27 protein-coding genes and 1 tRNA gene are annotated in these 25947 nt (G+C 46.4%); 12 read left to right on the plus strand and 16 right to left on the minus strand.

Annotated features, from left to right (window positions below; all coding sequences use genetic code 11):
* Positions 1 to 27 precede the first annotated feature (27 nt).
* The 6 genes from tsaB to rnd all read left to right on the plus strand — a co-directional run bounded on the left by tsaB (position 28) and on the right by rnd (position 5551).
* Entirely contained in the window at positions 28 to 729 is a 702-nt protein-coding gene (tsaB, locus tag ACWPOD_RS19230; protein ID WP_167426800.1) for a tRNA (adenosine(37)-N6)-threonylcarbamoyltransferase complex dimerization subunit type 1 TsaB, read from the plus strand.
* A 60-nt stretch (positions 730 to 789) separates the two neighbouring features.
* The gene (locus ACWPOD_RS19235; protein WP_167426799.1) at positions 790 to 1095 is read left to right on the plus strand and encodes a chromosome partitioning protein ParA; all 306 of its coding nucleotides are present in this window, start codon (positions 790 to 792) and stop codon (positions 1093 to 1095) included.
* Positions 1096 to 1136: 41 nt separating this feature from the next.
* Entirely contained in the window at positions 1137 to 1694 is a 558-nt protein-coding gene (locus ACWPOD_RS19240; protein ID WP_167426798.1) for a Slp family lipoprotein, read from the plus strand.
* Between the two features lie 6 nt (positions 1695 to 1700).
* On the plus strand, positions 1701 to 2555 hold the full coding sequence (locus ACWPOD_RS19245) for an alpha/beta fold hydrolase (RefSeq protein ID WP_167426797.1): 855 nt from the start codon (positions 1701 to 1703) through the stop codon (positions 2553 to 2555).
* Between the two features lie 106 nt (positions 2556 to 2661).
* Positions 2662 to 4353: a long-chain-fatty-acid--CoA ligase FadD gene (fadD, locus tag ACWPOD_RS19250; RefSeq protein WP_167426796.1), complete on the plus strand. Its 1692-nt coding sequence runs from the start codon at positions 2662 to 2664 to the stop codon at positions 4351 to 4353.
* 79 nt (positions 4354 to 4432) lie between these two features.
* Entirely contained in the window at positions 4433 to 5551 is a 1119-nt protein-coding gene (rnd, locus tag ACWPOD_RS19255) for a ribonuclease D (RefSeq protein WP_082244853.1), read from the plus strand.
* A 78-nt stretch (positions 5552 to 5629) separates the two neighbouring features.
* On the opposite strand, the gene minE is transcribed toward rnd, so the two are convergent.
* From minE to minC, 3 genes are read right to left on the minus strand one after another with little or no spacing between them, the layout of a single operon-like run.
* Positions 5630 to 5893 carry a cell division topological specificity factor MinE gene (gene minE, locus ACWPOD_RS19260; protein WP_005396037.1) on the minus strand — a complete coding sequence of 88 codons (264 nt, stop codon included), beginning with the start codon at positions 5891 to 5893 and terminating at the stop codon, positions 5630 to 5632.
* A gap of 2 nt (positions 5894 to 5895) precedes the next feature.
* Positions 5896 to 6708, minus strand: a complete 813-nt coding sequence (minD, locus tag ACWPOD_RS19265) for a septum site-determining protein MinD (RefSeq protein ID WP_005388331.1) — start codon at positions 6706 to 6708, stop codon at positions 5896 to 5898.
* Between the two features lie 17 nt (positions 6709 to 6725).
* Positions 6726 to 7388 carry a septum site-determining protein MinC gene (gene minC / locus ACWPOD_RS19270; RefSeq protein ID WP_005382304.1) on the minus strand — a complete coding sequence of 221 codons (663 nt, stop codon included), beginning with the start codon at positions 7386 to 7388 and terminating at the stop codon, positions 6726 to 6728.
* Between the two features lie 197 nt (positions 7389 to 7585).
* Between minC and ACWPOD_RS19275 the strand changes: the two genes are divergently transcribed.
* From ACWPOD_RS19275 to ACWPOD_RS19290, 4 genes are all read left to right on the plus strand, one after another.
* Entirely contained in the window at positions 7586 to 7867 is a 282-nt protein-coding gene (locus tag ACWPOD_RS19275) for a YcgL domain-containing protein (protein WP_005382303.1), read from the plus strand.
* Between the two features lie 48 nt (positions 7868 to 7915).
* The gene (locus tag ACWPOD_RS19280; protein ID WP_167426795.1) at positions 7916 to 8887 is read left to right on the plus strand and encodes a lytic murein transglycosylase; all 972 of its coding nucleotides are present in this window, start codon (positions 7916 to 7918) and stop codon (positions 8885 to 8887) included.
* Positions 8888 to 8978: 91 nt separating this feature from the next.
* A complete protein-coding gene (locus ACWPOD_RS19285; RefSeq protein ID WP_005396032.1) occupies positions 8979 to 9923 on the plus strand; it encodes a LysR family transcriptional regulator in 945 nt (314 codons plus the stop codon).
* 257 nt (positions 9924 to 10180) lie between these two features.
* Entirely contained in the window at positions 10181 to 11380 is a 1200-nt protein-coding gene (locus ACWPOD_RS19290) for a NupC/NupG family nucleoside CNT transporter (RefSeq protein WP_031780514.1), read from the plus strand.
* A gap of 67 nt (positions 11381 to 11447) precedes the next feature.
* Here ACWPOD_RS19290 and folD read toward each other — a convergent pair whose 3' ends face one another.
* On the minus strand, positions 11448 to 12308 hold the full coding sequence (gene folD, locus ACWPOD_RS19295) for a bifunctional methylenetetrahydrofolate dehydrogenase/methenyltetrahydrofolate cyclohydrolase FolD (protein WP_005396027.1): 861 nt from the start codon (positions 12306 to 12308) through the stop codon (positions 11448 to 11450).
* Between the two features lie 203 nt (positions 12309 to 12511).
* On the opposite strand from folD, the gene ACWPOD_RS19300 reads away from it, so the two are divergent.
* Positions 12512 to 12588 (plus strand) — tRNA-Arg (locus ACWPOD_RS19300).
* Between the two features lie 109 nt (positions 12589 to 12697).
* Positions 12698 to 13288 carry a membrane lipoprotein lipid attachment site-containing protein gene (locus tag ACWPOD_RS19305; protein WP_048626525.1) on the plus strand — a complete coding sequence of 197 codons (591 nt, stop codon included), beginning with the start codon at positions 12698 to 12700 and terminating at the stop codon, positions 13286 to 13288.
* 45 nt (positions 13289 to 13333) lie between these two features.
* Here ACWPOD_RS19305 and ACWPOD_RS19310 read toward each other — a convergent pair whose 3' ends face one another.
* From ACWPOD_RS19310 to ACWPOD_RS19365, 12 genes are read right to left on the minus strand one after another with little or no spacing between them, the layout of a single operon-like run.
* Positions 13334 to 14557, minus strand: a complete 1224-nt coding sequence (locus ACWPOD_RS19310) for a beta-ketoacyl-ACP synthase (RefSeq protein ID WP_167426794.1) — start codon at positions 14555 to 14557, stop codon at positions 13334 to 13336.
* Positions 14554 to 15279: a 3-oxoacyl-ACP reductase FabG gene (gene fabG / locus ACWPOD_RS19315; protein ID WP_167426793.1), complete on the minus strand. Its 726-nt coding sequence runs from the start codon at positions 15277 to 15279 to the stop codon at positions 14554 to 14556. The genes ACWPOD_RS19310 and fabG overlap by 4 nt, the downstream gene beginning before the upstream one ends.
* A complete protein-coding gene (locus tag ACWPOD_RS19320; RefSeq protein WP_456232136.1) occupies positions 15276 to 15740 on the minus strand; it encodes a hotdog family protein in 465 nt (154 codons plus the stop codon). The genes fabG and ACWPOD_RS19320 overlap by 4 nt, the downstream gene beginning before the upstream one ends.
* Positions 15733 to 16920 carry a beta-ketoacyl-[acyl-carrier-protein] synthase family protein gene (locus ACWPOD_RS19325; RefSeq protein ID WP_456232137.1) on the minus strand — a complete coding sequence of 396 codons (1188 nt, stop codon included), beginning with the start codon at positions 16918 to 16920 and terminating at the stop codon, positions 15733 to 15735. Before ACWPOD_RS19325 ends, ACWPOD_RS19320 begins: the two co-directional genes overlap by 8 nt.
* 20 nt (positions 16921 to 16940) lie before the next feature.
* On the minus strand, positions 16941 to 17552 hold the full coding sequence (locus tag ACWPOD_RS19330) for a DUF3261 domain-containing protein (RefSeq protein WP_104974349.1): 612 nt from the start codon (positions 17550 to 17552) through the stop codon (positions 16941 to 16943).
* Positions 17549 to 19891 carry an MMPL family transporter gene (locus ACWPOD_RS19335; RefSeq protein WP_456232138.1) on the minus strand — a complete coding sequence of 781 codons (2343 nt, stop codon included), beginning with the start codon at positions 19889 to 19891 and terminating at the stop codon, positions 17549 to 17551. Before ACWPOD_RS19335 ends, ACWPOD_RS19330 begins: the two co-directional genes overlap by 4 nt.
* Positions 19863 to 20483: a LolA family protein gene (locus ACWPOD_RS19340; RefSeq protein WP_229621619.1), complete on the minus strand. Its 621-nt coding sequence runs from the start codon at positions 20481 to 20483 to the stop codon at positions 19863 to 19865. Before ACWPOD_RS19340 ends, ACWPOD_RS19335 begins: the two co-directional genes overlap by 29 nt.
* The gene (locus ACWPOD_RS19345) at positions 20483 to 20929 is read right to left on the minus strand and encodes an acyl-CoA thioesterase (protein WP_193256266.1); all 447 of its coding nucleotides are present in this window, start codon (positions 20927 to 20929) and stop codon (positions 20483 to 20485) included. Before ACWPOD_RS19345 ends, ACWPOD_RS19340 begins: the two co-directional genes overlap by 1 nt.
* Positions 20929 to 22482, minus strand: a complete 1554-nt coding sequence (locus ACWPOD_RS19350; RefSeq protein WP_043037146.1) for an HAL/PAL/TAL family ammonia-lyase — start codon at positions 22480 to 22482, stop codon at positions 20929 to 20931. Before ACWPOD_RS19350 ends, ACWPOD_RS19345 begins: the two co-directional genes overlap by 1 nt.
* The gene (locus tag ACWPOD_RS19355; RefSeq protein WP_456232139.1) at positions 22466 to 24172 is read right to left on the minus strand and encodes a glycosyltransferase family 2 protein; all 1707 of its coding nucleotides are present in this window, start codon (positions 24170 to 24172) and stop codon (positions 22466 to 22468) included. The genes ACWPOD_RS19350 and ACWPOD_RS19355 overlap by 17 nt, the downstream gene beginning before the upstream one ends.
* Positions 24165 to 24533, minus strand: coding sequence for an ApeI family dehydratase (locus ACWPOD_RS19360; protein WP_456232140.1), 369 nt, complete (start codon positions 24531 to 24533; stop codon positions 24165 to 24167). The genes ACWPOD_RS19355 and ACWPOD_RS19360 overlap by 8 nt, the downstream gene beginning before the upstream one ends.
* A gap of 10 nt (positions 24534 to 24543) precedes the next feature.
* A complete protein-coding gene (locus ACWPOD_RS19365) occupies positions 24544 to 25944 on the minus strand; it encodes an AMP-binding protein (RefSeq protein ID WP_456232141.1) in 1401 nt (466 codons plus the stop codon).
* Positions 25945 to 25947 lie beyond the last annotated feature (3 nt).

Here is a 25947-nt window from a genome sequence, read left to right on the forward strand (position 1 = left end):
CAATAAATGAGAGTTGTAGAGAGTTAAATGAGCGCAAAAATTCTTGCTATCGATACAGCGACTGAAAACTGTTCAGTTGCGTTGTTGGCTAATGATCAAGTGATTTCACGTAGCGCGGTTGCACCACGCGATCACACCAAAAAAGTACTGCCAATGGTTGATGAAGTACTAAAAGAAGCTGGCCTGACTCTACAAGAGCTAGATGCGTTAGCGTTTGGACGTGGTCCAGGTAGCTTTACTGGCGTTCGTATCGGTATTGGTATCGCACAAGGTTTGGCGTTCGGTGCTGACTTACCTATGATCGGCGTTTCAACGCTGGCTGCGATGGCTCAAGGTAGCCATCGTTTACATGGTGTGATCAATGTCGCTGTTGCCATTGATGCACGTATGAGTGAAGTTTATTGGGCGCGCTATTCTCGTCAAGACAATGGTGAATGGGTTGGTATTGATGCAGAGTGTGTTATTCCACCAGCACGTTTAACTGAAGAAGCACAAGCAGACGACAAAACGTGGACGACAGCAGGTACTGGTTGGGATGCCTACCAAGAAGTATTAGCAGACCTACCGTTTAATTTGACGCATGGCGAGGTTCTGTACCCTGATTCACAAGACATCGTGATTCTTGCTGAACAAGAATTTAAAAAGGGTAATACTGTGCCGGTAGAAGATTCTAGCCCAGTTTATCTACGCGATAATGTGACATGGAAAAAACTTCCGGGCCGCGAATAATCCGTTTTTCATTAACCTGACAAAAAGCAGGGCGTTTGCCCTGTATTTTTATGGAGCGTTATGGCGTCGATTAATGGCTTGCCTCCTTCTTTGATTCCCGGTGCAAATCGCACTAATAAAGTCAGCAAAAAGAAGCAGGTAGATAAATCACAAACAAAGCAGCCTGTAGGTCAGCCTTCAAAGGTTGCTAACGCTGTGGCGCACTCCATAAAACACGTGGATGAGTCGCTAATTCACCGAGCTCAAGTGCAATATGACCTTCCTGAAGGGAGCGCACGTAAAGCAATGGAGCAGTACATGGATGTCATGAATCGAGCTAAAAAAGAGGAACTGGCTCAATTACTTGGTGTCGATATTTACGTGTGAGATCTCCCCTGCTTGGGGTTACTAATATTGAAAGGTGGTTTATGAAGGTTTTTGGACGGTTTTTTCTCGCATTATTTGCTACGGTTGGTTTGTCTGCGTGTAGCTCGTTGCCAGAGGAGCTAAATGCAAGCACGGAATTGGTCGTTACAGACTATAAAGCTTTTGCTGAGTCTCAAGGGCAAGTGAGTGAAGATGTTCGCCTTGGTGGAATCATCGCTAAAGTGGATAACTTTAAAGATAAAACGCGTCTAGAGATTGTAAACCTTCCTATAAGTAAGTCTGGTAAACCTGATATTGATGAAGAGCCTACGGGACGTTTTGTCACCTATTTTGATGGCTATTTAGAGCCTGTCGCCTTTAGTGAAGGCCGTTTGGTGACGGTTGTAGGCAAAGGAGCAGGGGAAGAAGAAGGAAAGATCGGTGAGCACGGTTACATCTTCCCGATTATTAAGGGGGAAGGGTACCGTTTATGGAAAATTGAAGAACGTGTACGCATGTATGACTCGCCAACCTACTTTTACCCATGTTACTCGATTAACTGCCGTATGTGGCGTAATGATTTCCCACAAGACGGTAAAGTGATAAAACAGGTCAAATAATCTGCGATGCATGAGCGTCAATTCGAGCTTCCTGTCGGCAAAATGGCAGCCCTAGAGATAGGGAACGAAAAAACGGCTGACTTGTCAGTCGTTTTTCTTCATGGATGGTTAGATAATGCGGGCAGCTTTAAAGCGCTCATGGAGCAGTTGAACCAACTTAATCCTCACTTACACCTCCTTGCTATCGACCATTTTGGTCACGGTTTATCGAGTCATAAATCTCACGATAATTATTATCCCTTTCACGACTATATTGCCGATTTACATCAGCTGTTGGACGAATTATCACCAAACAGACTGATATTAGTAGGGCATTCACTTGGTGCTTTAATCGCAAGTTGCTATAGTGCTGCGTTTCCAGAGCAGGTCGAAGCTCTTGTGCAAATTGAGGGAGCAGGACCTCTTACTGAAGATCCTGCTAACAGTTTGCCTCGTCTTCGTGATGGCGTTTTAAGTCGAGTAAGACAGCACAACAAGCCAGAGCGAAGCATTACCTCCTTCGATCTGGCGTTAAAATTACGCATGCAAGCCAATCAATTAACCGCTGAGCAGCTTCTGCCGATAGTCGAGCGTGGAACAGAGCAGCGAGGAGATAAATGGTATTGGCGGCATGATGCCAAGTTAAAATGTGCGTCGCTTTACCGAATGGCGCAAGCGCATGCTAACTCGATTACCAGCCAAATACGTTGTCCTCATTTGATCGTATTAGGCGATCAAGGATTTCAGAATTTACCATCTAACCAAGCTGATTGGGGAGAGAACCCGCCGCAAGTGGTTTCTGTCAATGGTGGTCATCACTGTCATTTAGAGCAAATACTCGAGGTCGCAACGCGAATTCTTGGTGTAGTTAACAAAATTTAAACAAGTGTTTGAGAGTTGCGTGCTCAAGCACGTTCGCTGTGCTGTAATAGCTTTCAAAATAAAAAGGACGCTATTTTTTAGCCAGTTATAAACGAGGAGTAACATCGTGGATAAACCATGGCTTTCACGTTATCCAAGTGACGTACCTGAAACCATTAATCCAGAGCAATATGAGTCTTTGGTAGAAATGTTTGAGCAGTCTGTACAAAAATATGCAGACCAACCAGCATTCATGAACATGGGCTCGGTTATGACCTTCCGTAAATTGGAAGAGCGTAGTCGCGCATTCGCAGCGTATCTGCAAAACGAGTTAAAACTGCAAAAGGGTGACCGTGTTGCTCTGATGATGCCAAACCTACTGCAATACCCAGTGGCGTTGTTTGGTATTTTGCGTGCAGGTTGTATCGCCGTAAACGTTAACCCACTTTACACTCCTCGTGAACTTGAACACCAATTGAATGACTCAGGTGCGACGACGATTGTGATTGTGTCTAACTTTGCGAACACGCTAGAACAAATCGTCGATAAAACACCAGTTAAACACGTGGTGTTAACCAGCCTTGGTCAAATGCTGCCACGAGCGAAAGGTACGATTGTCGATTTTGTCGTGAAGTACGTTAAGGGCATGGTGCCTAAGTACGATTTACCTGGTGCAATCTCAATGCGTCAGGCTCTACGTAAAGGTCGTCGTCTACAATACGTTAAACCGTTTATGTCTGGGGATGATATCGCATTCCTGCAATACACGGGCGGTACGACAGGCGTCGCGAAAGGCGCGATTCTTACACACCGTAATATGATTGCGAACGTTTTACAGGCGAAAGGCGCGTACGGGCCGGTTTTATCTCCAGGCCGTGAATTGGTCGTGACAGCGCTACCGCTGTATCACGTATTTGCTCTTACCGTAAACTGTCTGCTGTTTGTCGAAATGGGTGGCCGTAACCTACTTATTACCAACCCTCGAGATATTCCAGGATTCGTAAAAGAGCTACAAAAGCATCCGTTTACTGCGATCACGGGCGTGAACACCTTATTTAATGCTTTGATCAACAACGAAGACTTCCACGAGTTGGATTTCAGTAACCTACGTTTAGCCGTTGGCGGCGGCATGGCAGTGCAGCGCTCAGTGGCAGAAAGATGGCAGAAGACCACGGGTTGTTACCTACTAGAAGGTTACGGCCTAACCGAGTGTTCTCCATTGGTTGCGGCATACCCGCATGACCTTGTTGAATACAATGGATCGATTGGCCTGCCTGTGCCATCAACGGAAGTTCGCATTGTGGACGAAGAAGGCAATGCGCTTCCGAACACTGAAACTGGTGAACTTCAAGTTCGTGGTCCTCAGGTTATGCAAGGCTACTGGCAACGACCTGAAGCGACGAAAGATACGATCAACGAAGACGGCTGGCTATCAACGGGCGACATTGTTAAGTTCGATAACGAAGGCTTCTTGCACATCGTTGACCGTAAGAAAGACATGATCTTAGTATCAGGCTTCAACGTTTACCCGAACGAAATCGAAGACGTTGTAGCGCTACACGGCAAAGTCCTTGAAGTGGCCGCTATTGGTCAACCGCACGAAGTCTCTGGTGAATTAGTGAAGATCTATGTCGTGAAACGCGATCCGAGCTTGACCAAAGACGAAGTGATCGCGCATTGTCGAGAACATTTAACTGGCTATAAAGTACCTAAGTTGGTTGAGTTCCGCGAAGACTTACCTAAAACCAATGTCGGTAAGATCTTGCGTCGTGTTTTACGCGAAGAGAATGACGCTGAACTCGCGAAGAAAAGCGCATAAGCCGATTTCGTCGAGTCGAGAGATTTAAAAAATGATAGAATGCCAGCGTTTTGCTGGCATTTTTTATAGCGAGAAGTATGTGAATTATCAAATTATTACCAAAAACAAAGACCTAGAAGAAGTTTGCATTCACGCCCGAGAGGCAGATGTAGTGATGCTGGATACCGAATTCGTCCGTATTCGCACTTTCTACCCGCAGTTAGGTCTGATTCAGCTTTTCGATGGTAATCGCCTCTCGCTGATTGATCCGACCGAATTAACGGATATGACGCCGTTCGTAGCGCTATTAAAAGATACTTCTGTGCTAAAAGTGCTGCACGCATGTGGTGAAGATTTAGAAGTTTTCCAAAACGCATTTGGTTGCACTCCATTCCCTATGGTAGATACACAGTTGATGGCGGCCTTTCTTGGTCACGGTCTATCAACAGGCTTCGCATCGCTGGTGGAAGAATATTTAGGCGTAGAGCTCGACAAAAGTGAATCACGTACTGACTGGATGGCTCGACCGTTGACGCAAAAGCAATTAGATTATGCTGCTGCAGACGTGCATTACTTATTACCGTTATACGAAAAGCTGTTCGATAAGGTGACGCAAGCAGGTTGGTGGGAAGCCGTACAACAAGAAAGTGATTTGTTGGTTTCAAAACGCATTCGCGTCACTAATGAGGAGAATGCCTACCTTGATATTAAAGGTGCTTGGCAGTTAAAACCTTCTGAACTGGCGATTTTAAAACCATTGGCGACGTGGCGTTATCGTGAAGCAATCAAACGAGATTTAGCGCTGAACTTTATCTTCAAAGAAGGTGACCTATTAACAGTCGCTCGTCTTGGCTTAACGAACTTTAAGAAGATGGAAGCGGAAGATATTGATATCCGAGCGATTAACCGCCATGGCGCGAAGATTGCCGCGATTGTTAAACAAGCGAAGCAAACACCTTCTGAAGAGTATCCAGCGAAAATTGAACGCTTAATGGATTATCCAGGTTACAAACAAGTCTTCAAAAATATGAAAGACATAGTGAAATCGGCGTCGCAGAAGTCTGGCTTAGCGACGGAGTTCCTTGCTTCTAAAAAACAGATTAATCAGCTGATCAGTTGGGTGTGGAAAAAAGATCGCGATCCAGAAGTGTTGCCTGACTTGATGCAGGGCTGGCGCTTGGACCTGCTCGGCGACAAGATGAACAAAGCATTAAAGTAATAAAAGATTAAAAGGTTGGCCTCGGTGCCAACCTTTTTCATTCTAATCTGAGCATTCAATCTCGTGAGGAAAAGTGGTTTACTTCTCGTCGTCTGGTAGCTTCACATTGAGCTCAAGAACTGAGATATCGTCGTCTTTGTGCTCAAATGTTAAGTCAACCATATTTGGATCAATTGCCACGTACTTACTGATCACCTTCAAGATGTCCTCTTTCAATTGAGGTAAGTAAGAAGGCGCTGGATCATTTTGGCTGCGGCGCTCAGCAACAATGATTTGCAAACGCTCTTTAGCTAGATTCGCAGAAGTTTTCTTCTGTGGACGGAAAAATTCTAATAATGACATGTCTAGCCTCCAAAGAGTCGTTTAAAGAGTCCTTTCTTCTCCTCAGTAAGGAAACGAAATTCAACCTGATTGCCTAATAAGCGATCAACGGTGTCAGAGTAAGCCATACCTGCATCGGTGTTATCGTCAAAAGTGACTGGCACACCTTTGTTTGACGCGTTAAGCACGGCTTGGCTTTCTGGAATCACGCCCAGTAGTGGAATATGTAAGATCTCCTCTACGTCTTCAACGCTTAGCATTTCGCCTTGAGTGACGCGAGATGGGTTGTAGCGAGTCAGTAGCAGGTGTTGTTTTACTGGCTCTAGCCCTTGTTCTGCACGCAGTGACTTAGAATCTAAAATACCGAGAATGCGGTCAGAGTCACGCACAGAAGAGACTTCTGGGTTCGTTGTGACAATGGCTTCATCTGCGTAATACAAGGCCATCAATGCGCCTTGTTCTATACCTGCTGGTGAATCACAAATAATGAAATCAAAGCCCATTTCATCAAGTTCGCCGAATACGCGCTGAACACCATCTTTTGTCAGTGCGTCTTTATCACGAGTTTGAGAAGCAGGAAGAATGAATAGGTTGTCCGTGCGCTTATCTTTGATCAGCGCTTGGTTTAATGTCGCTTCGCCGTTAATGACGTTCACAAAGTCATACACGACACGGCGCTCACAGCCCATGATTAGGTCGAGGTTACGCAAACCGATATCAAAATCGATCACCGCGGTCTTTTTTCCCTTCAGAGCTAGACCAGAGGCGATGGCTGCGCTTGAAGTGGTTTTACCAACGCCACCTTTACCAGACGTTACTACAATAATGCGTGCCATTTTTTTTCCTTTTTAGATTAAATCGCGAGAACTTCTAAATGCAATGATTCATCGGCTTTACTGATCATTACTTTCTTTTGCCAGTACTCGCTTTCAATTTGATCGCTTAACCAGTAGTCACCCGCAATGGATACCAGTTCTGCTTGTAAATCGTGGCAAATAATACGCGCTTCCTGCTGACCACTTGCGCCTGCAATCGCACGGCCTCGAAGTGTGCCATGGATATGAATAGAGCCGTCAGCGATGACTTCAGCACCAGCACTTACGTGCGCTAACACCACCAAATCACCATCTTTCGCGTAGATCTGTTGTCCTGATCGAACAGGCGTGCGAACTACTTTCGTTGGCGCCATTTTGGCAGGTGCTTGGCTTGGTGATTTGCTCGCCGACATAATGGCGAAGCCAGCTTCGGAAGCAAGATTTTGTACACGCTTGTCTTTACAGCCCGTTACACCGACCGGAATAAAACCAGCATCTGAGATGCCTTGTTTAAGCTTAGGGAAATCAATGTCGCCTTGTACTTTTGCTATATTGATTACCAAAGGCGCGGATGCAAAAAAAGAAGGTGCTTGAGAAACTTTTTCTTGCAAAAATTCGACAGTCTTTGCGATCTCATTGTCAGAAAGGTGTAAAACTGACAATGTAAAACTGCTACCTTTAAGGTCTGGTGAATGGGTCATCGTGGACTTCTTGCCTTTATTGAAAGAGCGTTGCCTTAAACTAGGTCTGTCATGTTATATTTCATCCTTTGACGCAGCAAGTTCTCTCGTGGGCAAATAGGTGAATTAATCTCAAATTTGCTATTAAGTTTGCGAGAATTTGACGTTTTCAACCTAATCCGCACTCAACGCGGCTAAATCAGCATAAAAGGCGTGTCATGCTTTGTTCTATTTATAAAAGCTCGAAAAAAGAAGGTACTTATCTCTATATTCCGAAAAAGGATGATTTTTCACAGGTTCCTGACACCTTAATGCAGATGTTCGGTAAGCCTATCGCTGTTATGACGATTAAACTTGATGGCCGTAAATTGGCACAAGTTGATATCGAAAAAGTGAAGGCTTCATTGCAAAATGATGGCTTCTTTTTGCAGGTTCCGCCTCCGCCGGAGAACCTACTAGAAAAGTACAAAGAACAAAAAGCCCAGCAGAAAGGCGAATAACGTCATCGTTTTTCATCTGGGATTTCTGCCTTGCTCAAGGAGGGCAATATGAAAAAAATACTGGCTACCATGCTTAGCGTTGGTGTGTGTACCTCGGCTTTTGCAAGTAGCGAGGGTTTCGATGAATACTTGAATAAGCTGCGTGCTGAAGCGCGTGATAAAGGTATCTCAGAGCAGGTCATTAGTGCTGCTTTTGCTAATGTTGAGTACAAGCCTCGAGCAGTAAAAGCGGACCGAAACCAGCCAGAGAAGAAACTGACGTTGGATGAATACATTCCTCGCGCGGTGCCTGAATGGAAGGTGAAGCAAGCAAGACAACTCTATAAAGAGCATTACACCGAGCTAAAGCGTATAGGCGATGAGTACGGTGTGCAGCCTCGCTTTATCGTGGCGCTGTGGGGTGTAGAAAGTAACTTTGGTAAATTTACGGGTAACTTCAAAGTGATTGACGCGTTGTCGACAATGGCATTTGAAGGTCGTCGTGAAGAGTTTTTCCGTAAAGAGACCATGTCGGCATTGCAGATCCTCGATCAAGGCCATATCGAGCTAGATAATTTTAAAGGTTCTTGGGCTGGTGCGATGGGACAGTGTCAATTTATGCCAAGCTCTTTCCTACGTTTTGCCGCTGACGGCAACGGGGATGGTAAAAAAGACATTTGGCAATCTGAAGTCGACGTATTTGCATCAACCGCTAACTATTTGAGCAAGTCCGGCTGGGATGACAAATATACTTGGGGTCGCCAAGTGAAAGTTCCTAAAGGCATTGATCGCAGCTTAGAAGGGCGCACAGCTGAAAAAGGTAAATACCTTCAGGAGTGGAGCAAACTTGGCATCACAAAATACGACGGTAGTCCGTTGCCAAAACTGGATGAAGACATCAAAGCATGGTTGATCATGCCGGACGACGAAAATGGTCGTACGTATCTGGTTTACAATAACTACAACGTACTGATGAAGTGGAACCGCTCTTACTACTTCGCACTCGCCGTGAGTCACTTGGCTGACCGAATCAAATACTGAGCTGTTATCAAATAATCACTTGGCATCCAGTATTCAATATGAGGGCTCTTCGGAGTCCTTTGTTTTTCCTATAATCAAATCGAGGTAAAGCGTGTTATCTGAACGTGCCGCACAAATGGTGATTTTCTCCGCTCTTCTTAAACATAAAAGCTTCACAGCGGCTGCAAAGAGCTTAGGCGTGTCGGTGTCTCATGTGAGTAAGCAGTTGAGTCAGCTAGAAGCGTCTCTTGGTATCAAGCTTGTTCAACGCACTACGCGAAGCTTTACGCCGACTGAGGCAGGGAAAACCTTTTTTCATCACTGTGAGCAAGTGGTACAAGCGGTGAGCAGCGCCACATTAGAGATGGAGACCCAGCGGGATGAAGTGGCAGGTTTGGTACGTCTTGGATTGTCGCAATCATTTGGTACCTTACACATTATCCCAGCGATTCAAGAGTTACGCGAACTTTATCCTCAACTTCAAGTGGAAGTACATCTGTTTGACTATAAGGTCGATATGTTAGCCGAAGGGCTCGATTTATGGGTAACCAACAACGAGCATTTACCTGAAGGCTACATTGCGCAGCGTTTGACGGATTGCCAGTTTGTTGTAGCGGCATCACCAGATTACTTATTGAAACATGATACGCCAACAGAGCCGGATGATTTGTCTTCTCATAACTGCCTTATATACAGAAGCTGGGAGCGCGACTATACGGGGTGGGCGTTTACCAAAGATCAGCAAGAATTGAACGTAAAAGTCTCGGGTAACTATTCAGTGGATCTGGCTGAAGCCGTTCGGGATGCAGCCATTGCAGGTTGGGGCATTGCCTACCTTGCCACTTACTTACTGGGTGATGAGTTTAGAACGGGTAAGTTAATACAGTTGTTACCGGACTGGAAAGCAAGCCAGTCGATGCCGTTTTATGCGGTGTATCCAAGCCGCCAACATATGCCCAAAAAAATATCCGCAGTGATTAACTTCATCAAACAGAAGATCGGTAACCCGTGTCATTGGGATCAACGTCTAGCGCCTTACATATCTATTCCTAAGTAACAGGATCAATGACGTTATTGAACGGCACATAAGGTGATTCACTTCACAAAAATTTTTCCAGAACTAGAAACATCTTTTCCATATAGAAATAATAAAAATAAGCAAACGTTTATATTTATATAATTCAATGCCTTATAATTAAGGTCAATTATTGGGCGCTTAAACTTTTCACACTGTTAACATCCTCAACTTGCAGCATTTTGAGTCCGCTATACAATCCGGTGCCTTCCATATCCCCCTTCTGTCGGATTCATTTTATGAACTCAATTATTGGTATCGTAGCCATACTATTCGTAGCATGGCTACTTTCTACAAATAGAAAAAATATAAAGCTGAGAACAGTGTCGTTTGCGTTTGCTTTGCAGGTACTGTTTGCGTTGTTGGTTTTATATGTACCAGCAGGACGAGATGCGCTGAATTCAGTGAGCAGCGTAGTGTCGAATTTGATCAACTATGGTCAAGAGGGCATTGCGTTTTTATTCGGTAATTTGGCGACAGGGGGCTTCACCTTTGCGATCAATGTTCTGGGTATCATCGTTTTCTTTTCCTCTCTTATCTCAGGTCTTTATCACATTGGTGTGATGCCAAAAATCATCAACTTTATCGGTGGCGGTATTCAAAAGCTGCTGGGTATCGGTCGTGCGGAGTCTTTGTCTGCAACGGCGAATATTTTTGTTGGCACCATTGAAGCGCCATTGATGGTAAAGCCATACCTAAAGCACATGACCGACTCGCAGTTCTTTGCGGTGATGACAGGTGGTTTGGCTTCTGTTGCTGGTGGAACGTTGGTCGGTTACGCGTCACTGGGCGTTGACCTTAACTACCTGATCGCTGCTGCATTTATGTCGGCACCTGCGGGCTTGCTGATGGCAAAAATTTTAATGCCAGAAGATACGGATAAAGCAGCAGATATCGACATTAGCCAAGTTGAAATTCCACGTGCAACCAACGTAGTAGAAGCATTAGCCGATGGTGCAATGGCGGGTGTACGCATTGCTGTATCGGTAGGTGGTACGCTATTGGCTTTCATCAGTGTCATTGCAATGTTAAACGGCATGCTAGGTTGGATTGGTGATCTTGTTGGGACGCCACTAAGCTTCGAGCTGATCCTAGGTTATGTATTCGCACCTGTCGCTTGGTTATTAGGTGTACCATGGCAAGAAGCAACCACAGCAGGCTCGCTGATTGGTAATAAGATTGTGGTGAATGAGTTCGTCGCTTTCATCCAGCTTGCAGAAGTGAAATCTCAACTTAGTGAACACTCACAAGCAATCGTGACGTTTGCTTTGTGTGGCTTTGCAAACATCTCAAGCATGGCGATGCTGATTGGTGGGTTGGGCTCATTGGTACCTGAAAAGCGTGCATTTGTTTCTAAACATGGTTTCCGTGCGATTATCGCTGGTGTCATGGCGAACTTAATGAGCGCTTCGATTGCGGGCGTGATTTTAAGCCTGTAATTGAAAGAGATACCTAAAATTAGCAAAAAGGCCCCTTGCGGAGCCTTTTTCGTATCTGAAGTTTACGTTATTTGTCTGTGTGGAACTGCTCGCAAGCGAGCATCGTGTTCTCAATTAAGCTTGCGACGGTCATTGGGCCAACACCACCAGGGACAGGAGTAATAAAGCTCGCACTTTCACGTGCTTTATCGTATTCCACGTCGCCAACTAGCTTGCCTGAATCAAGACGGTTAATGCCGACATCGATAACCACTGCACCTTTCTTAATCCACTCTCCAGGGATGAAGTTTGGCTTACCAACCGCAACTACGACAACGTCAGCTTGACGCACATGACTCTCTAGGTCTTTGGTAAAACGGTGACATGTTGTCGTTGTACAGCCCGCAAGCAGCAGCTCAAGTGTCATAGGACGGCCAACAATGTTTGATGCACCAACCACAACAGCATGTTTGCCACGAAGCTCTATGTTGTAACGGTCTAGTAGGGTAATGATGCCCTTTGGCGTGCAAGAGCGAAGCTTTGGAATACGTTGTGCAAGACGACCAACGTTGTAAGGGTGGAAGCCATCCACGTCTTTCTCTGGGTGAATGCGCTCTAAAACATGTGTTGTGTCGATGCCCGCAGGAAGGGGTAATTGCACTAGAATGCCGTCAATTTCATCATCGTTGTTTAATTCATCAATCAGCGCTAGTAACTCTTCTTCTGAGCTAGACGCAGGAAGGTCAAAAGACTTAGAAACAAACCCAACTTCTTCACATGCGCGGCGTTTGCTACCGACATAAACCTGAGAAGCAGGATCTTCACCAACTAGAACCACTGCTAAACCAGGAGCACGTAGCCCAGCTTCAACACGTGCTTTAACACGTGCAGCCACTTCGGAGCGAACAGTTTGGGAAATGAGAGTTCCGTCTATATTTTGAGCAGTCATGACTTTCCTTATAAATTAAGAAGGCAAATTATCTGCGGCGCATTGTCGCAGAATTTCTTATTAACATCCATACGCAAACGTTTGCTTTGTGGTGTTTTTGAACATTAAGCGTTTTGATGGACTTTTTTTAGGCATTCAGATCAGAATGTTATGAAAACCCGTTGATTTACCCGTTTGAACTCGTATAATCCTGTCCCTGTAGCGCGCCCTTAGCTCAGCTGGATAGAGCACGTCCCTTCTAAGGATGTGGTCATTGGTTCGAATCCAATAGGGCGTGCCATTTATTCAAAAGCCCCGATAACTCTTTGAGTTGTCGGGGCTTTGTCGATCTTGTCTCAAATGTATTAACTTAGCTCTGTTACATGAGCTTTATTTTGATGCTTAAACTCATGAAAAAAATAATTTTTACTGCATTGATTGTTACTCTTTTAAGTGGGTGTGTCACACGCAAAGTTCGTGTTTTACCCCAAGCTATAAATATTACCCCAATTACTGATATTGCAATTAAAAACCTTAATTGCAGAATGGTTGACTCTTACACGATCGAGGATGTTCATCCAAACAATGTAGATCGTATACTTAAGAATCAAACTTACGCATCTGGTGGAAACCGGTACCATATCGCAACTGTTCTAGATACTAGCCGTGGACGCCCATCTAGTGTTGTTGCGGAGCTTTATGACTGCCAGGTTGCCAAAATCAGTTTAGAAGCTGAGAAAGTTAAATTACTACCTGGTGCAAATGAAGTTCAACCCATCTCGTTTGCAGAAGTCGAAAACAATGAGTGCAAAGTGATTGGAAACAAAGTTGTATCAGAAAGCCAGAAAGGCTCTCTTTTTGATGAGTTGTCTAACCAAGTCTACATGGCGGGTGGTAATCGATATCATGTGACTAATATTATTGAGTCTGAAGGACAAACTCCAACATCTGTTTCTGCTGATATCTATCGTTGCAAGCACCGTTCAGTTGCCTTCAACTAACAAAAAAGCGCTGGTTAACCAGCGCTTTTGCATTTATTAAGGGCATTACATCTTTTTAAAGATGATGGAGGTGTTGATGCCGCCAAAGGCGAAGTTGTTACTCATCAAATATTTCACGTCCAGCTCTCGGCCTTGTCCGGCGATGTAGTCTAAATCACCACATTGCTCGTCGAGGTTTTTTAGGTTGAGCGTTGGGTTGAACCAGCCTGTGTGCATCATTTCTAAACCTAGCCACGCTTCAATCGCGCCACAGGCGCCTAGTGTGTGGCCAAAGTAGCTCTTGAGTGAACTTATTGGCACTTTGCCCAGAGCATTCGCTGTTGCGTTGCTTTCCGCAATATCGCCGCGGTCGGTGGCAGTGCCGTGAGCAGATACATAGTCGATCTTCTCAGCTGGAATGCCCGCGTTTTGCAAAGCCATTTCCATACAGATTTGCATGGTTTCCATCTGTGGTTGAGTGACGTGTGCGGCATCACAGTTGCTGGCAAAACCGATGATTTCTGCATAGATTTTCGCGCCACGAGCGACGGCGTGTTCGTACTCTTCCAGAACCAGCGTTCCCGCACCTTCACCAATCACCAAACCATCGCGATCGGAGTCATAAGGTCTTGGTGTGCTTTTCGGGTCTTCATTTTTCAGACTGGTGGCAAAAAGGGTATCGAAGACAGCGGATTCCGTTGGGCACAGTTCTTCAGCGCCACCAGCAACCATGACCGTTTGGTAGCCGTGTTTGATCGCTTCGTAGGCATAGCCGATTGCTTGGCTGCCAGAGGTACATGCACTGCTGGTTGGGATCACTCGGCCTTTCAAACCGAAAAATAGACCAACGTTCACTGCCGTAGTGTGCGGCATCATCTGCACGTAAGTCGTTGCGGTGATCGCTTTAGTGGTTTTCTCATTCAGCATGACACCAAATGCGCCGATTGCGTCGGTACTGCCTGTTGATGAGCCGTATGCGATACCCGTTTGACCGTTGGTTAGCACGTCGTTACCAATCAAGCCTGCTTGGCTTAGTGCGTTTTCTGTTGCGACGGTCGCTAATTTGGAAACTCGCCCCATGCCACGTACTTGTTTGCGCTTGTAGTGCTTTGGCAGATCAAAATCTAAAATGGGTGCCGCGAGCTTGGTGTTCAAGCCATCATACTGTTCGTAAGAAGGCATGTATTGCGTCGCGTTCTGGCAGTCACGCAGTTTTGGTTCGACAGATTGCCAATCGTTACCAAACGCAGTCACACCCGACATTCCGGTTACAACAACTCGACGGCTCATACTAGGCCTCCGTTTACCGAAATGACTTGGCGAGTTACATAGCCTGCGATGTCAGACATAAGGTAACTGACTAAACCAGCAACTTCTTCTGGCTCTCCCATGCGGCGCAAAGGAATTTGCGGCATCGCGTGTTCTTTTACGTGTTCGTCTACCATGCCTGTGTCGATAAGTCCCGGTGCAACGCAGTTAACGGTGATTTTGCGTTTTGCCAGTTCAAGTGCGAGTGATTTTGTCGCACCAATTACGCCCGCTTTTGCTGCGCTGTAGTTGGTTTGACCACGGTTACCCATCAGGCCAGATACTGATGCAAGGGTAACAATTCGACCGCCTTTGCGCTTTTGCACCATAGGCATAACACAAGGGTGAAGAACGTTGTAGAAGCTATCTAGGTTGGTATGGATCACGCCATCCCATTCTTCTTCGGTCATCGCAGGGAAAGCGGTATCTTTTGTGATGCCAGCGTTGTTCACGACGCCATAGTAAGCGCCGTGTGCGGCGATATCGGCCTCTAGTTTCTCTCGGCAATCTGCGCGGTCACTGATGTCGAATTGGATAAGACGACCGCTACCACCATGCTGTTCGATGGTGTTTAGGGTGTCTTGCGCGCCTTGTTGATCGCCCATGTAATGGACAATGACTTGGAAACCATCTTTGGCTAATTGAACGGCAATGGCTTTACCGATGCCTTTGCTGGCACCTGTAACGAGGACTTGTCGGGTCATTGTTGACTCCTGATTTTCATTTCTTGTAATTTTTCTTCTGATGGAACGTAAACGTTCAATTGGCAAGTCGCTACAACAGTTCCTTGTAGCTCAATACGGGCTGAAAAAACCGCCATACCGTTATCTTCCATAACTTTTTCAGCATACACATCGAGCACCTGTCCGCGAGAAAACGCATCGCATTCAGACGTGTATCGACGGCTACCAAGCAAAAAGCCAATCGGTGGCGCTTGTTCTTTCATTAATGCGTGGTAACCAGACCACGCCGCGACAGATTGCGCCATAAACTCAATGCCAACGTAAGCTGGCACAGTTTGAGAGGCTGAGTCGAAGAACGGGTTGTGTTCTACGATATCAACCTGGCAGTGAATCGTATCTCGTTGAACATCCAAAGCACGATCAACCAAGATCATTGGTTTGTCGTGTGGCAAAAGTTGTTCGATGGGAGGAAGTTTAGTCATGAGCGTAACCAAAAATAAGACTAATATTATTGCCACCAAAAGCAAAAGAGTTGCTGAGAATCGCTTTGTTACCCAGTTTGGTTGGCGTCTCAACTAACGATATATGGATATCGTCTGCCTTGGTTTCGCAGTGTTGTATTGGCAAATCAAGGTTGTACTTGAGAATATGCCAAGCGATCGCGGCTTCCGTTGCACTTGCTGCGCCTAATGTGTGTCCGGTGAGTGGCTTTGTCGAGCTTACGGGAACGGAGTCTCCAAAGCAGCGATGAATGGCTTTGCTTTCCATCGCATCGTTTAACGGCGTTGCTGTGCCATGCGCGTTGATGTAACCAATGTCTTGCGCTGTAAGTCCTGCATTGGCCAACGCTTTTTTCATCGCTTCTTCTGCGCCTAACCCTTCTGGGTGTGGTGCGGAAATGTGGTGCGCGTCTGAGCTATCGCCAGCTCCGAGAAGAGCAACGGGCGCAGGTGTTTTGCTTAGCAACATTAATGCTGCGGCTTCGCCGATATTGATGCCGTTGCGATGTTGGTCAAACGGCTTACAAAGGGTATCGGATAGAGCTTCTAAACCGTTAAAGCCGTTTAGCGTTAGGCGACAAATGGTATCCACACCACCTACAATGACCGCATCAACAATGCCAGAGCGAATCAGGCGTTGCGCGGTTAAAAAGACGCGACCACTAGAAGAGCAAGCGGTGGAAACTGAGTAATGTGGGCCGCTCAAATCAAAGTAGGCGGCAATAAAATCGCTGCAGTTGCCAAGTTCTTGTTTGGTGTAATGGTAGTCGGCGGGAAACTCACCATTTGCCAGCTTTTCGCCAAATGCGATTTCGCCATCTGAAATGCCAGACGTGCTGGTGCCGATCACGGCTGCGATACGGTCACGACCATATTTAGCCATGGCTTCACGCACGTCGCTTTCGATTTGCTGCAAAGCCGAAAGTGCGAGGCGGTTGTTTCTCGTATCAAACTGGCTGAGTGCGGTCGGTAATTGCGGTAACGTCTGTGCAATTCGACCGATTACGGTTTGGCGGCCTGAATTTAAAATATCTTGGTCAACCACCATGTTGCATGGTTTCGCTCCTGATAAACACTGGTGGATGATGGCGTCATCTTGTCCCATGGCAGAGTGAAAGCCACAGGCCTGAATATACAAAGGTTGAGAAGAGCGAATAGGCATATTGTTATTCTAAATTGTTCTTAATTAATCTGATGTTGCAGTGTTTGAATAGAAATTGAAAACTGATGTTTGAGGTGATGAAAATCAATCTTACCCTCTAACTTGTTAGAAGAGCCGTATTGAATCTCAATGATCTTTTCACCGTCGCTATCAAAGATGACGCGAGAATTATTTTTATCAATAATTCGCCACCTTACCTCATTTAACGATCCTTCCCAAGCGGAACTCGGCCAGAGCGTGATCATCAGGTTAAATAATACCTGTTCTGGCTGCGGTAGCGAACCTTGTAAACCGTTGAGCACTTCGGTTTGAATTTGTTCTCCATCGTAAGACAGTGAGAGTACTCTCGTCCCCCAGGATGAGAAGCCTGCCAGCACCACTTCGTTGTTGGTCACTTGCAGTTGTACCGGAAGTTGCTCAGATGTGGGTTTGCCATCTATTGCCCAAGAAGCCGTAATCAACTGACTGGCCGTCAACTGATAACCCAAGCTGGCGGGAGTGGGCAAGCTAACTTGGGTGTGCTCGGCAATATCGACCTGAGGCGTCGATTGGTGAGGTACCAAGCTACATGCACTTAAAAACAGACTCAGTGCGATTAACGTCGCGCAGCGAAAAGCATGGTTAAAAATCATGACGTCGTTTCCTCTGTTTTAATCGCAATCGGAGAGAGCAGCCAAGCGACAAAAATACCACTTAACACCGTAATGCCGAAACTGTGAATCGCGTGAGTTTGGCTTAGTGACAGCAACCCAAATGACAGCACAGTGGTTATTGCCGAAAGGGTGATCGCCAATAGTGTGCTCACGCTGCGGGCTTTCTCGGCAAAGAACAGAGTGTAATCGATTCCGATCCCAAGAATGAGCACCAAGCCAAGCAAGTTGAACAGGTTTAACGTTGTTCCCATCGCGACAGCAGTTGCCAGACCACACGCGCAAGCAATCAATGATGGCAGTAAAACTCGCCAACTGTGTTGCAGACCGTACCGCTTGATTAATACCAGAAAGATCACAGCACTGGCGGCTACCAATAGCTCCATGATTTTGATTCGGTATTCACCAAATAGGGCGGATATTTCTTCAGCTTTGTTTAGGTAAACAACATCAGACTGTGATTTGGCAAATGCCTTAACAACAGCGGAGTCTTGCAATTGGTTTAACACCACAACCGTTGCCGATTTTCCTTTAATTTTACCCAAATGAAGAAAACGTACAGGCGCTGATACCGGGTTTTGCAAGTACTGTTCAACCGTAACAGGGATAAAGTCGGCGTCCATTTTCGGCTTTTTATTTAAGCGCAGTCCGGATGCAAGTGGGCTGGATTGTGTTGCGTAAAGATCGCGAATCAATTGATAGTCTTGTTGCTGACGTTCCACTGAGCTCAAGTAGCGGCTCAGACTCTGGTAGCTTTCGATGGTGCTGTCCGCTTTCCACGCTTCTAATGTTGGCGTCAAAGACTCCAGTTTTTTCATTAGGTTTTCGTCATCGTCGGCGGTAACGACCAACATTTGCTGCGAAGATTGCATGCCACTGAGCGTCGTAATCAAGGTTTCTTGTTGCTTGAGATCCTTCGGCATCGTTTGCAGCAGACGAATGTCGTCATCGTAGTTCAATTGCAGCAAGAAAAAGCCACTCGCAACCACACATAACATCGGTAATCCGACTTTAATTCGAGGTTGATTCCAAAGCGTTAACCATTTCGCCAACAGTGATTGTCCCGGTAAATTCGAAATGGTGCGCGATGGGTTACGAGCCAGTATCGGATACCAAGCTACCACTGTGATGTAAGCGGCAATCAGACCAATGGATGAAAACAGCGCAAGCTGCTGCAAACCAGGAAACGGTGCCACTAACATGCCCAAATAGCCGATCAAACTGGTGATTAAGCCAAGTGTGATAGCTATGAAAATATGCTTTAACCCTTGCTCGCTATCCCATTCATTTCCCGCCGCAAGACGTTCGGTTAGGTAGTGGAATGCGTAGTCGATAGACACGCCGATTAAACTTGCGCCAAACACTAAGCTGAACAGATGGACTTTTCCAAAAATCCACGTCGTAACGGACAACGCAACGAGCAAACCAATGGTGATGGAAAGCAGTGCGAGAGACAGTGGCATCACACTACGAAAGACCAACACGAACAATGCAATGATACCGAGCAGAGAGAACACACCGATGGTACTGATCTCCGATTTGGCACTTTGCGTACCAAAGTCGGCGTAAAATAGAACGCCAGTATGTGAGACTTCAGCACCATATTTCTGCGCGACGCTTTGTTCTAGCGATTGAATATCAGGGACTGCAAGCTGCCCAGTTAGGCTATAAGGCGAGTCTTTTAGCTCAGCAGTAATAAGCAAGTATTGAGCACCGTCTTTTTCGACGGACAGATAGCCGTTATCCAATCGGAAAGAGGAAGATTGCTGGGTAACTTGGCTTAAATAATCACGAAATAGCAAGAAAGGGTCATTTTGTAACTCTTGCCCGGTCACCCCAGAAAACGGGTTATACAGAGACTGAATCACATGCTGCACTTGCTGTTCTGGATTTTGGCTTAAACGCTCTCGTTGTTCAGGTGTCAGCAATTGGAAGCGGTGCTTAAAGTAGTAACTTGCCCAAGCTTGCTGCTCTTGAGGTGAGATTTTTCCCACCACATCGCGAAAATGATTACTTTGGCGTAACCCCTTATCAAATTCAGCGGCCGCTGCAAAAAGGGCATTATTGTCCGGCGCTGTGATCACGAAAATGACTTTGTCGCTCATACTTGCCGAGACCGACTCAAAGGCTTGCTCAGCCACCGGGTTTTGTTGGTTCTTCGGCAGCAGTTTTAAAATGTTGGTCTCAATCGGAGATTCTGCACTCCAAACCCATTGTTTGAGTAGCAACGCGCCCGCTAAAACAACGAGATTGAGCCAAACAATAGCAAAGGTGTGAGTGCCGAGACTGAGTTTAGAAACGGAATTGAGCGTCTTCGGCATCCGTGAGTTCCTGAGGTAGAGAGGTTTGGTTCGTAAACGTGATTTCGGTCTTATCGCCACGCAGCTCTTGTAGGGTTAGGCGATCAATGTGCGTTTTACCGGAAAGAGTGATGGCTTCAAACACCGCATTTAATGGCGACTGTTTGGGCACTAAAACGAGCTGCCATTGATTGTTCTCAACTGAAAAATCGAGTGTGAATTGTTCTTGCAGTGCAGAAGTATCCCCGTGGAACACGGATAAAAACACGTGGCTAAAGTAGAACGCCATTGGGTTTTCTTGTGCAGAGATCGTTTTCGGAGCTTGGTCGGCAAAAGTCTGACGAAGTTTGTTTTCCGTCAATACCAAATTGACTGCGAAAGGTTCTGTTTGTTGCCACAACAAGCCATGTGTTTTGCTCAGTGTGAACTGACCTTTAGAGGTTAAAGGTTGACTAAACATTTCCAGATGACGCTGCTGCGTAAAATCTCCGCGTACGATTTCATGCTGAGACAACTGCTGTTGAAGCGATGCCAAATCCGTTACATTTACTGTCGGTGTGGCCAGTGCTGAAACAGAAAATATCAGCAAAAAAGAGAGTAACCACTTTTGCATTAGTTCAGGCTCCCATGGTTGTGCCATCGCTCTACTTTATCTAAAAAGACTGCTGGAGAAACAAAGCACATCTCTTGCTTTTCAATGGATACGGCGACTTGCGTTGTATGCGCTTTGCACATACGTTGATTCGTTTCGGCGTCGTAAATCACGTAATCCACACGTAAGCGGTTTTCCCACTCCGTGAGTTGCGCGGTAATACGAATGATGTGATTAAACGGAATCGCCTTCACGTATTTAACGCGCGTGTCGATGATCGGCCACATGTACCCAGAGTCTTGCATATCGCGATAGCTGTATTGGATCTTCTCCATCAGCACACGACGCGCTTCTTCAAAATATCGAAAGAAGTTGCCGTGATAAATCACGCCCATCGGGTCAGCATCTTGGAATGAGGTGACCATAGTCACCTCCGCTTCTAATGGGTAGAGAACCTGCTCTTGCATTATACCTCCGCGTAGAGTGGCCAATGACGTTGCTGAATGCGTTCAATGAAATGACGCAAATCTTGTTCTAACGGGCGATCTTCAATCACAAATTCAAACTCGCTCAGTACGGCGTCACGAATTACTCGCAAACTCTGACTCATGTGGTGTTCGTCCAATTCGTTATGACGGCGACGAATCTCAACCGCTTGAACGCTTGCTAGGAGAGAAGCCGCAGCAACTTGCTCTGTTAACTCAAGTACGCGTAGGCAATCACGAGCCGCGATGGTACCCATGCTCACTTTGTCTTGGTTGTGACATTCGGTTGAGCGTGAAAAAACGCTCGCTGGCATGGTGTTTTTCAACGCTTCTGCCGTCCAAGCTGAGATACCAATCTGAACCGCTTTAAAGCCGTGGTTGATCGGTTTACGCTCGCCTTCTGCACCGGTTAAGTTAAACGGCAGGCCGTTATTGAACTTGTAATCCATCAGTTGCGCCATCTGACGGTCCAGCAAATCAGCTAAGTTGGCAATGTTCACTTTCAATGTGTCCATCGCCATTGCGATATGACCACCGTAGAAGTGACCGCCGTGCAGAACGCGCTCGTTGTCGCCATCGATAATTGGATTGTCATTGGCACTATTTAGTTCATTCTCAATCAATTGACGTAGCCAAGGCAGTGAGTCTTGAACCATGCCAATCACGTGTGGCGCACAACGCAGCGAGTAACGATCTTGCAGTCGGTCGCTATTGCGTGGCGGACGTTCAGCATTGAGATCATCACGCAGCCAAGCCGCAACTTGCTGTTGACCAGGGTGAGGTTTTACCGCAAACAACGCTTCATCAAAGTGGAAGTCATTACCTTGCATACCCACAGAAACCATCGCGGTAATCTTGGTGCAAAGCTGCGCTAGGTATTCTGCGCGTTTGTAGGCAAGACAGGCGAGGGCAGTCATCACGGATGTACCGTTCATTAACGCCAAACCTTCTTTTGGTTTTAGGCGAATTGGCTCAATGCCCAGCTCTGCAAACACTTCTTGTGTTGGTCGCACATCGCCTTTGTAAAGCACTTCACGCTCGCCAATTAAGGTCGCCGCTAGGTAAGACAGAGGCGTTAAATCGCCGCTTGCGCCCACCGAGCCTTCTTGTGGAATACGCGGCGCAATGTCGTGATTGATAAGCGTAACGATTTGGTTCAACAGATCGTGAGACACGCCAGATACGCCTTGCGACAATGAACATAAACGTGTCGCCAACACCGCGCGAGCTTGCTCATGAGAAAGGATTTGACCTAAGCCACAGCCATGGAAGCGCGTAAGGTGCAACGGAAGTTCATCCACAAGAGCGGGTGGAATCGCCACAGTACATGAATCTCCGTAACCCGTAGTCACGCCGTAAATAACGCCTTCTTCTTTCAGTAATCGTTCCAGAAACGCCACGCCACGATCAATTTTCGCGGTAAATTCTGGCGAGGTGTTCATGTTTGCCTTTGCACCTTGAGCAATGGCAACGACATCTTCGATGGTTAAAGATTGGGCACCAAAAATGATGTTGTGATTATTGTTGTTTGTCATGTGGCTGATTACTTAAAGTCCAGAAGTTAAAAAAGTTGTACCACTGTAACGGCGCTTGCAGTGTGTGGTGTTCTAATCTTTGTGCGTACTGTTGAACAACGTGTTCTAGTGCCTGCTGACGCTCCTTGCGCGGTAGCGTGATTTGGTCACTAAAGTGTTCAAAGTACACATTAAAATGCGGAGTGTTCGCTTCATCGTCGCGTAGGCCGAAGAGTAGGTAAACCGGCGCTTTTAATACCGAGGCCAGCATGAATGGGCCTTGCGGGAATGGTGCAGGTTTACCAAGAAAATCTGCCCAAACGACACGATTTTCTTTGCTGGTAGAAGTACGATCGCCAACGATCACCACCCATTCGCCTTGCTCGATTTTTTGTTGAAGCAGAATCGCGGTGTCTGGTCCCATTGAGCTGACTTGAATCAAATTCAGTTCCGAGTTTGGGTTTACCGCCTTCATTACCGCATTAAATTGTTCAGCGTGTTGGGTAAATACCAAGGCATTGATTTTGACATGAGAGTGTCGACGACCAAGCGCGCGGCAGAGTTCGATATTGCCAAGGTGCGAGCCTAAAATGAGCACGCCTTGTTTTTTCTGCGCCATCTCTTCGAAATGATGCTGGCCGTGAATAGTTAGGTTGTCGACGTTAAAGTCACCTTGCCATGCCGCTAATTTGTCGAGCATGGTTCGCCCAAAAGAAAGCAGATGATGATAGCTGTCCAACTGTTTTGGCAGTGCGATGTTCTGCTGCGCTGCGTAGCGCCGCAAGTTTTGCAGGTAAATCTCAGACGCTTCGCGGGCAGATTTACCCGTGAAGTGGTAGTAGCGCATGACTAACTTTAAAATCAGGTCGAACGCTTTTCTGCCGAACAAGCGGTAAACCGCGAGCAAGGTTTTGATGCCTAAAATCGTGCCTTGTTCTTTTCGTTTCGACCAGTGGGCATTGCTGTCGTCTGTATGACGGCGCTTTCGGGCGAGTAGCGAAGGAATGCGCGGCAACATGCCAAAAAATAGGCGAGTGTGCATCCAGCTTATCTTGACGTTATCCCACAATGCGTCGAAGTGGGAAATGCCACCTTCAGGGTAGATCACGCGCGTTGGAACAAAATCAATATCGACGCCTTCCCAGTACATTCGCACCAGAATCTCGATATCAAAATCCATGCGTTTGCCGATGTTGTACTTGTTCAACACGGCGACCGTTTTCGCCACTGGGTAGGCGCGGAAACCGCACATGCTGTCTTTGATAGACAGTGACAAGGTTTCTATCCACACCCAAACGTGTGTAGCGTAGCGACCATACAAACGGGATTTAGGTACGCTCTCGTCGTATATCGGTTGGCCCGAAATCAGGTTATCTGGTTTTGTTTCGCTGGCGCTGAGCAATTTCGGCAATGCTTCTAGGTCGTGTTGACCGTCTGCGTCGATTTGAATGGTGTGCGTAAAACCAAGCTGGTGAGCTTGATGTAGGCCAGCCATTACCGCGCCACCTTTACCTTGGTTTTCGCTCAAACTAATCAGTTTTATCAGTCCTTGCTCACTCAAAGCTGAAAGCGCTTGTTTGGTGTCTTCATTGCTGCCGTCGTCCACGACCAGCACTGGCAAAGCGAAAGAGGATAACGACGCAACCACGTCTGCAATTGTGCTGCCGTGGTTGTAGCAAGGAATTAAAAAGCAGGGACGGTAATCACTCACGTGACTCACCCAGTTTCATTTTGCCTGAAGAGTGAGTCACCAAGGTTTCACCGTTTTTCGATGTGTACTTAAAGGTCAATTTCTCGCGCTCATTGTCCCAAGAGAGTGAGAGACAAACGACGGCGTTTGGCAGAATCGGCTCTTGAAATTTGATGACTTCCATTCCTTTAAATACCTTGGGAGTATTCAAATATTGAACGGCGTAGAACAACGCCCAGTCAATTTGAGTGACGCCGGGTAAAAGAGGGAAGTGACTGAAATGACCTTGGAAATCTAAGATGTCAGCATCCACACGCAGCGACAGCTCCGCGGTGTGGTCACTCACTTCAATATTCTGAATAGTTGGTTTTCTTTTTTCCATGTTACTAGCTTTATTGGAATAATTTTTCAATTTCAGCAACTTGGCGTTTGCCTTGGCTGTTCAATGGAATTTCGTCGACCACTCGAAATTTTCTCGGGATAGCGATCGGTTCTAACCAATTGCGCAGTGCCTTGCGAAGTTCAAGCCAAAACTTGCCTTTACCAAGTTCATCAAGCACATCGCTGCCTTGATCGTTAAGTACGATGATCGAGACTAACGTGAGGCGACCTGATTCTTCCATTGGGATCACCACGCTTTCTTGAACCCACGGCAGTTGCTCTAAACGTTTTTCCACTTCGACAAGGGAAATACGCTTTTCTTCGACTTTGACGATTCGGTCAGTGCGTCCACGCAATTCAAAAGAAATACTATCATGGAAATAGCATTCATCCGCTGTTTGGTACCAAGTGTTTTCATCAATGTGTGGCGAGCGGAGCTTTAAACAATTTTCATGGTTAAGCTTTGCTTCAACACCTGGGAATAACGTCCAAGGAGTGCTGGCTAAGTGCTGCTGACGGTAAGCGATGCCGCCGGTTTCTGTGCTGCCAAAAACTTCAATAGGAAGTGACCCAAACAACAGCTGGCTGTGTTGCGCGGCTTGGTTTGGCAAGGGGCCTCCAGAAGAGAATACGCACCGAATTGCAACCGGATTATGCTCCTCACTGAGTCGTTTAAGTAACGCAGGGCTACTTACTAGCGCGGTGTCAGCATCGGCGTGATGGACAATTTGCTCTGGGAACTCAAGGTTGTGTGCTGAAAATGGACGTGCAGAGCACAAAGGCCACAATACGCGGAACAGCAAGCCGTAAATGTGTTGATGAGAGACGGTGCTTTCAACGCGTGTGTTGGCAACCGTGTCGCCCCATAGGTTGTCTAGAATAGACACTTCGATATCGAGCTGTTTCAGCGTTTTTGCAATGGCTTTTGGTTTGCCGCTTGAACCAGAAGTGAATAGCGTCACTGGTATTTGTGCCAGATTCAATTCACGCCAAACATAAGGTTGTTTGGCTTTTGGCTCGTTAATCACAGTGATTTCTAGCAATGATTGAGCTTCGATCAAAAGCGAGCTCACCAGTTCTGGAACCGAGACATCGGCATCATGCAGCAACAAATCGTAGTGATCACTGAGCTCTTTGAGTGCTTCTGGTTGGTAATTACCAGGTAATACAATGGATTTTCCTGCATAACAACAAGCGAAAAAGCCAACGGCAAACAGGTAGCTGTTGCCAAAACACAACGCAATGTTTTGCGTTGGTTGGGTTTCTAACTGCTGAGCAAGCGTTGCGACGTGCTGCTGGAAATCACCCCAAGTGATAACTGTGTCGCGATCGTAAGAGACAGGGGATTGCTCAGGCCTCTCTGCGACGAACAAGGTCGCTAGGGAGGTAAAGCTCGAATACGTTGTATTCATACG

This window comes from Vibrio sp. JZG120 (assembly GCF_053890955.1).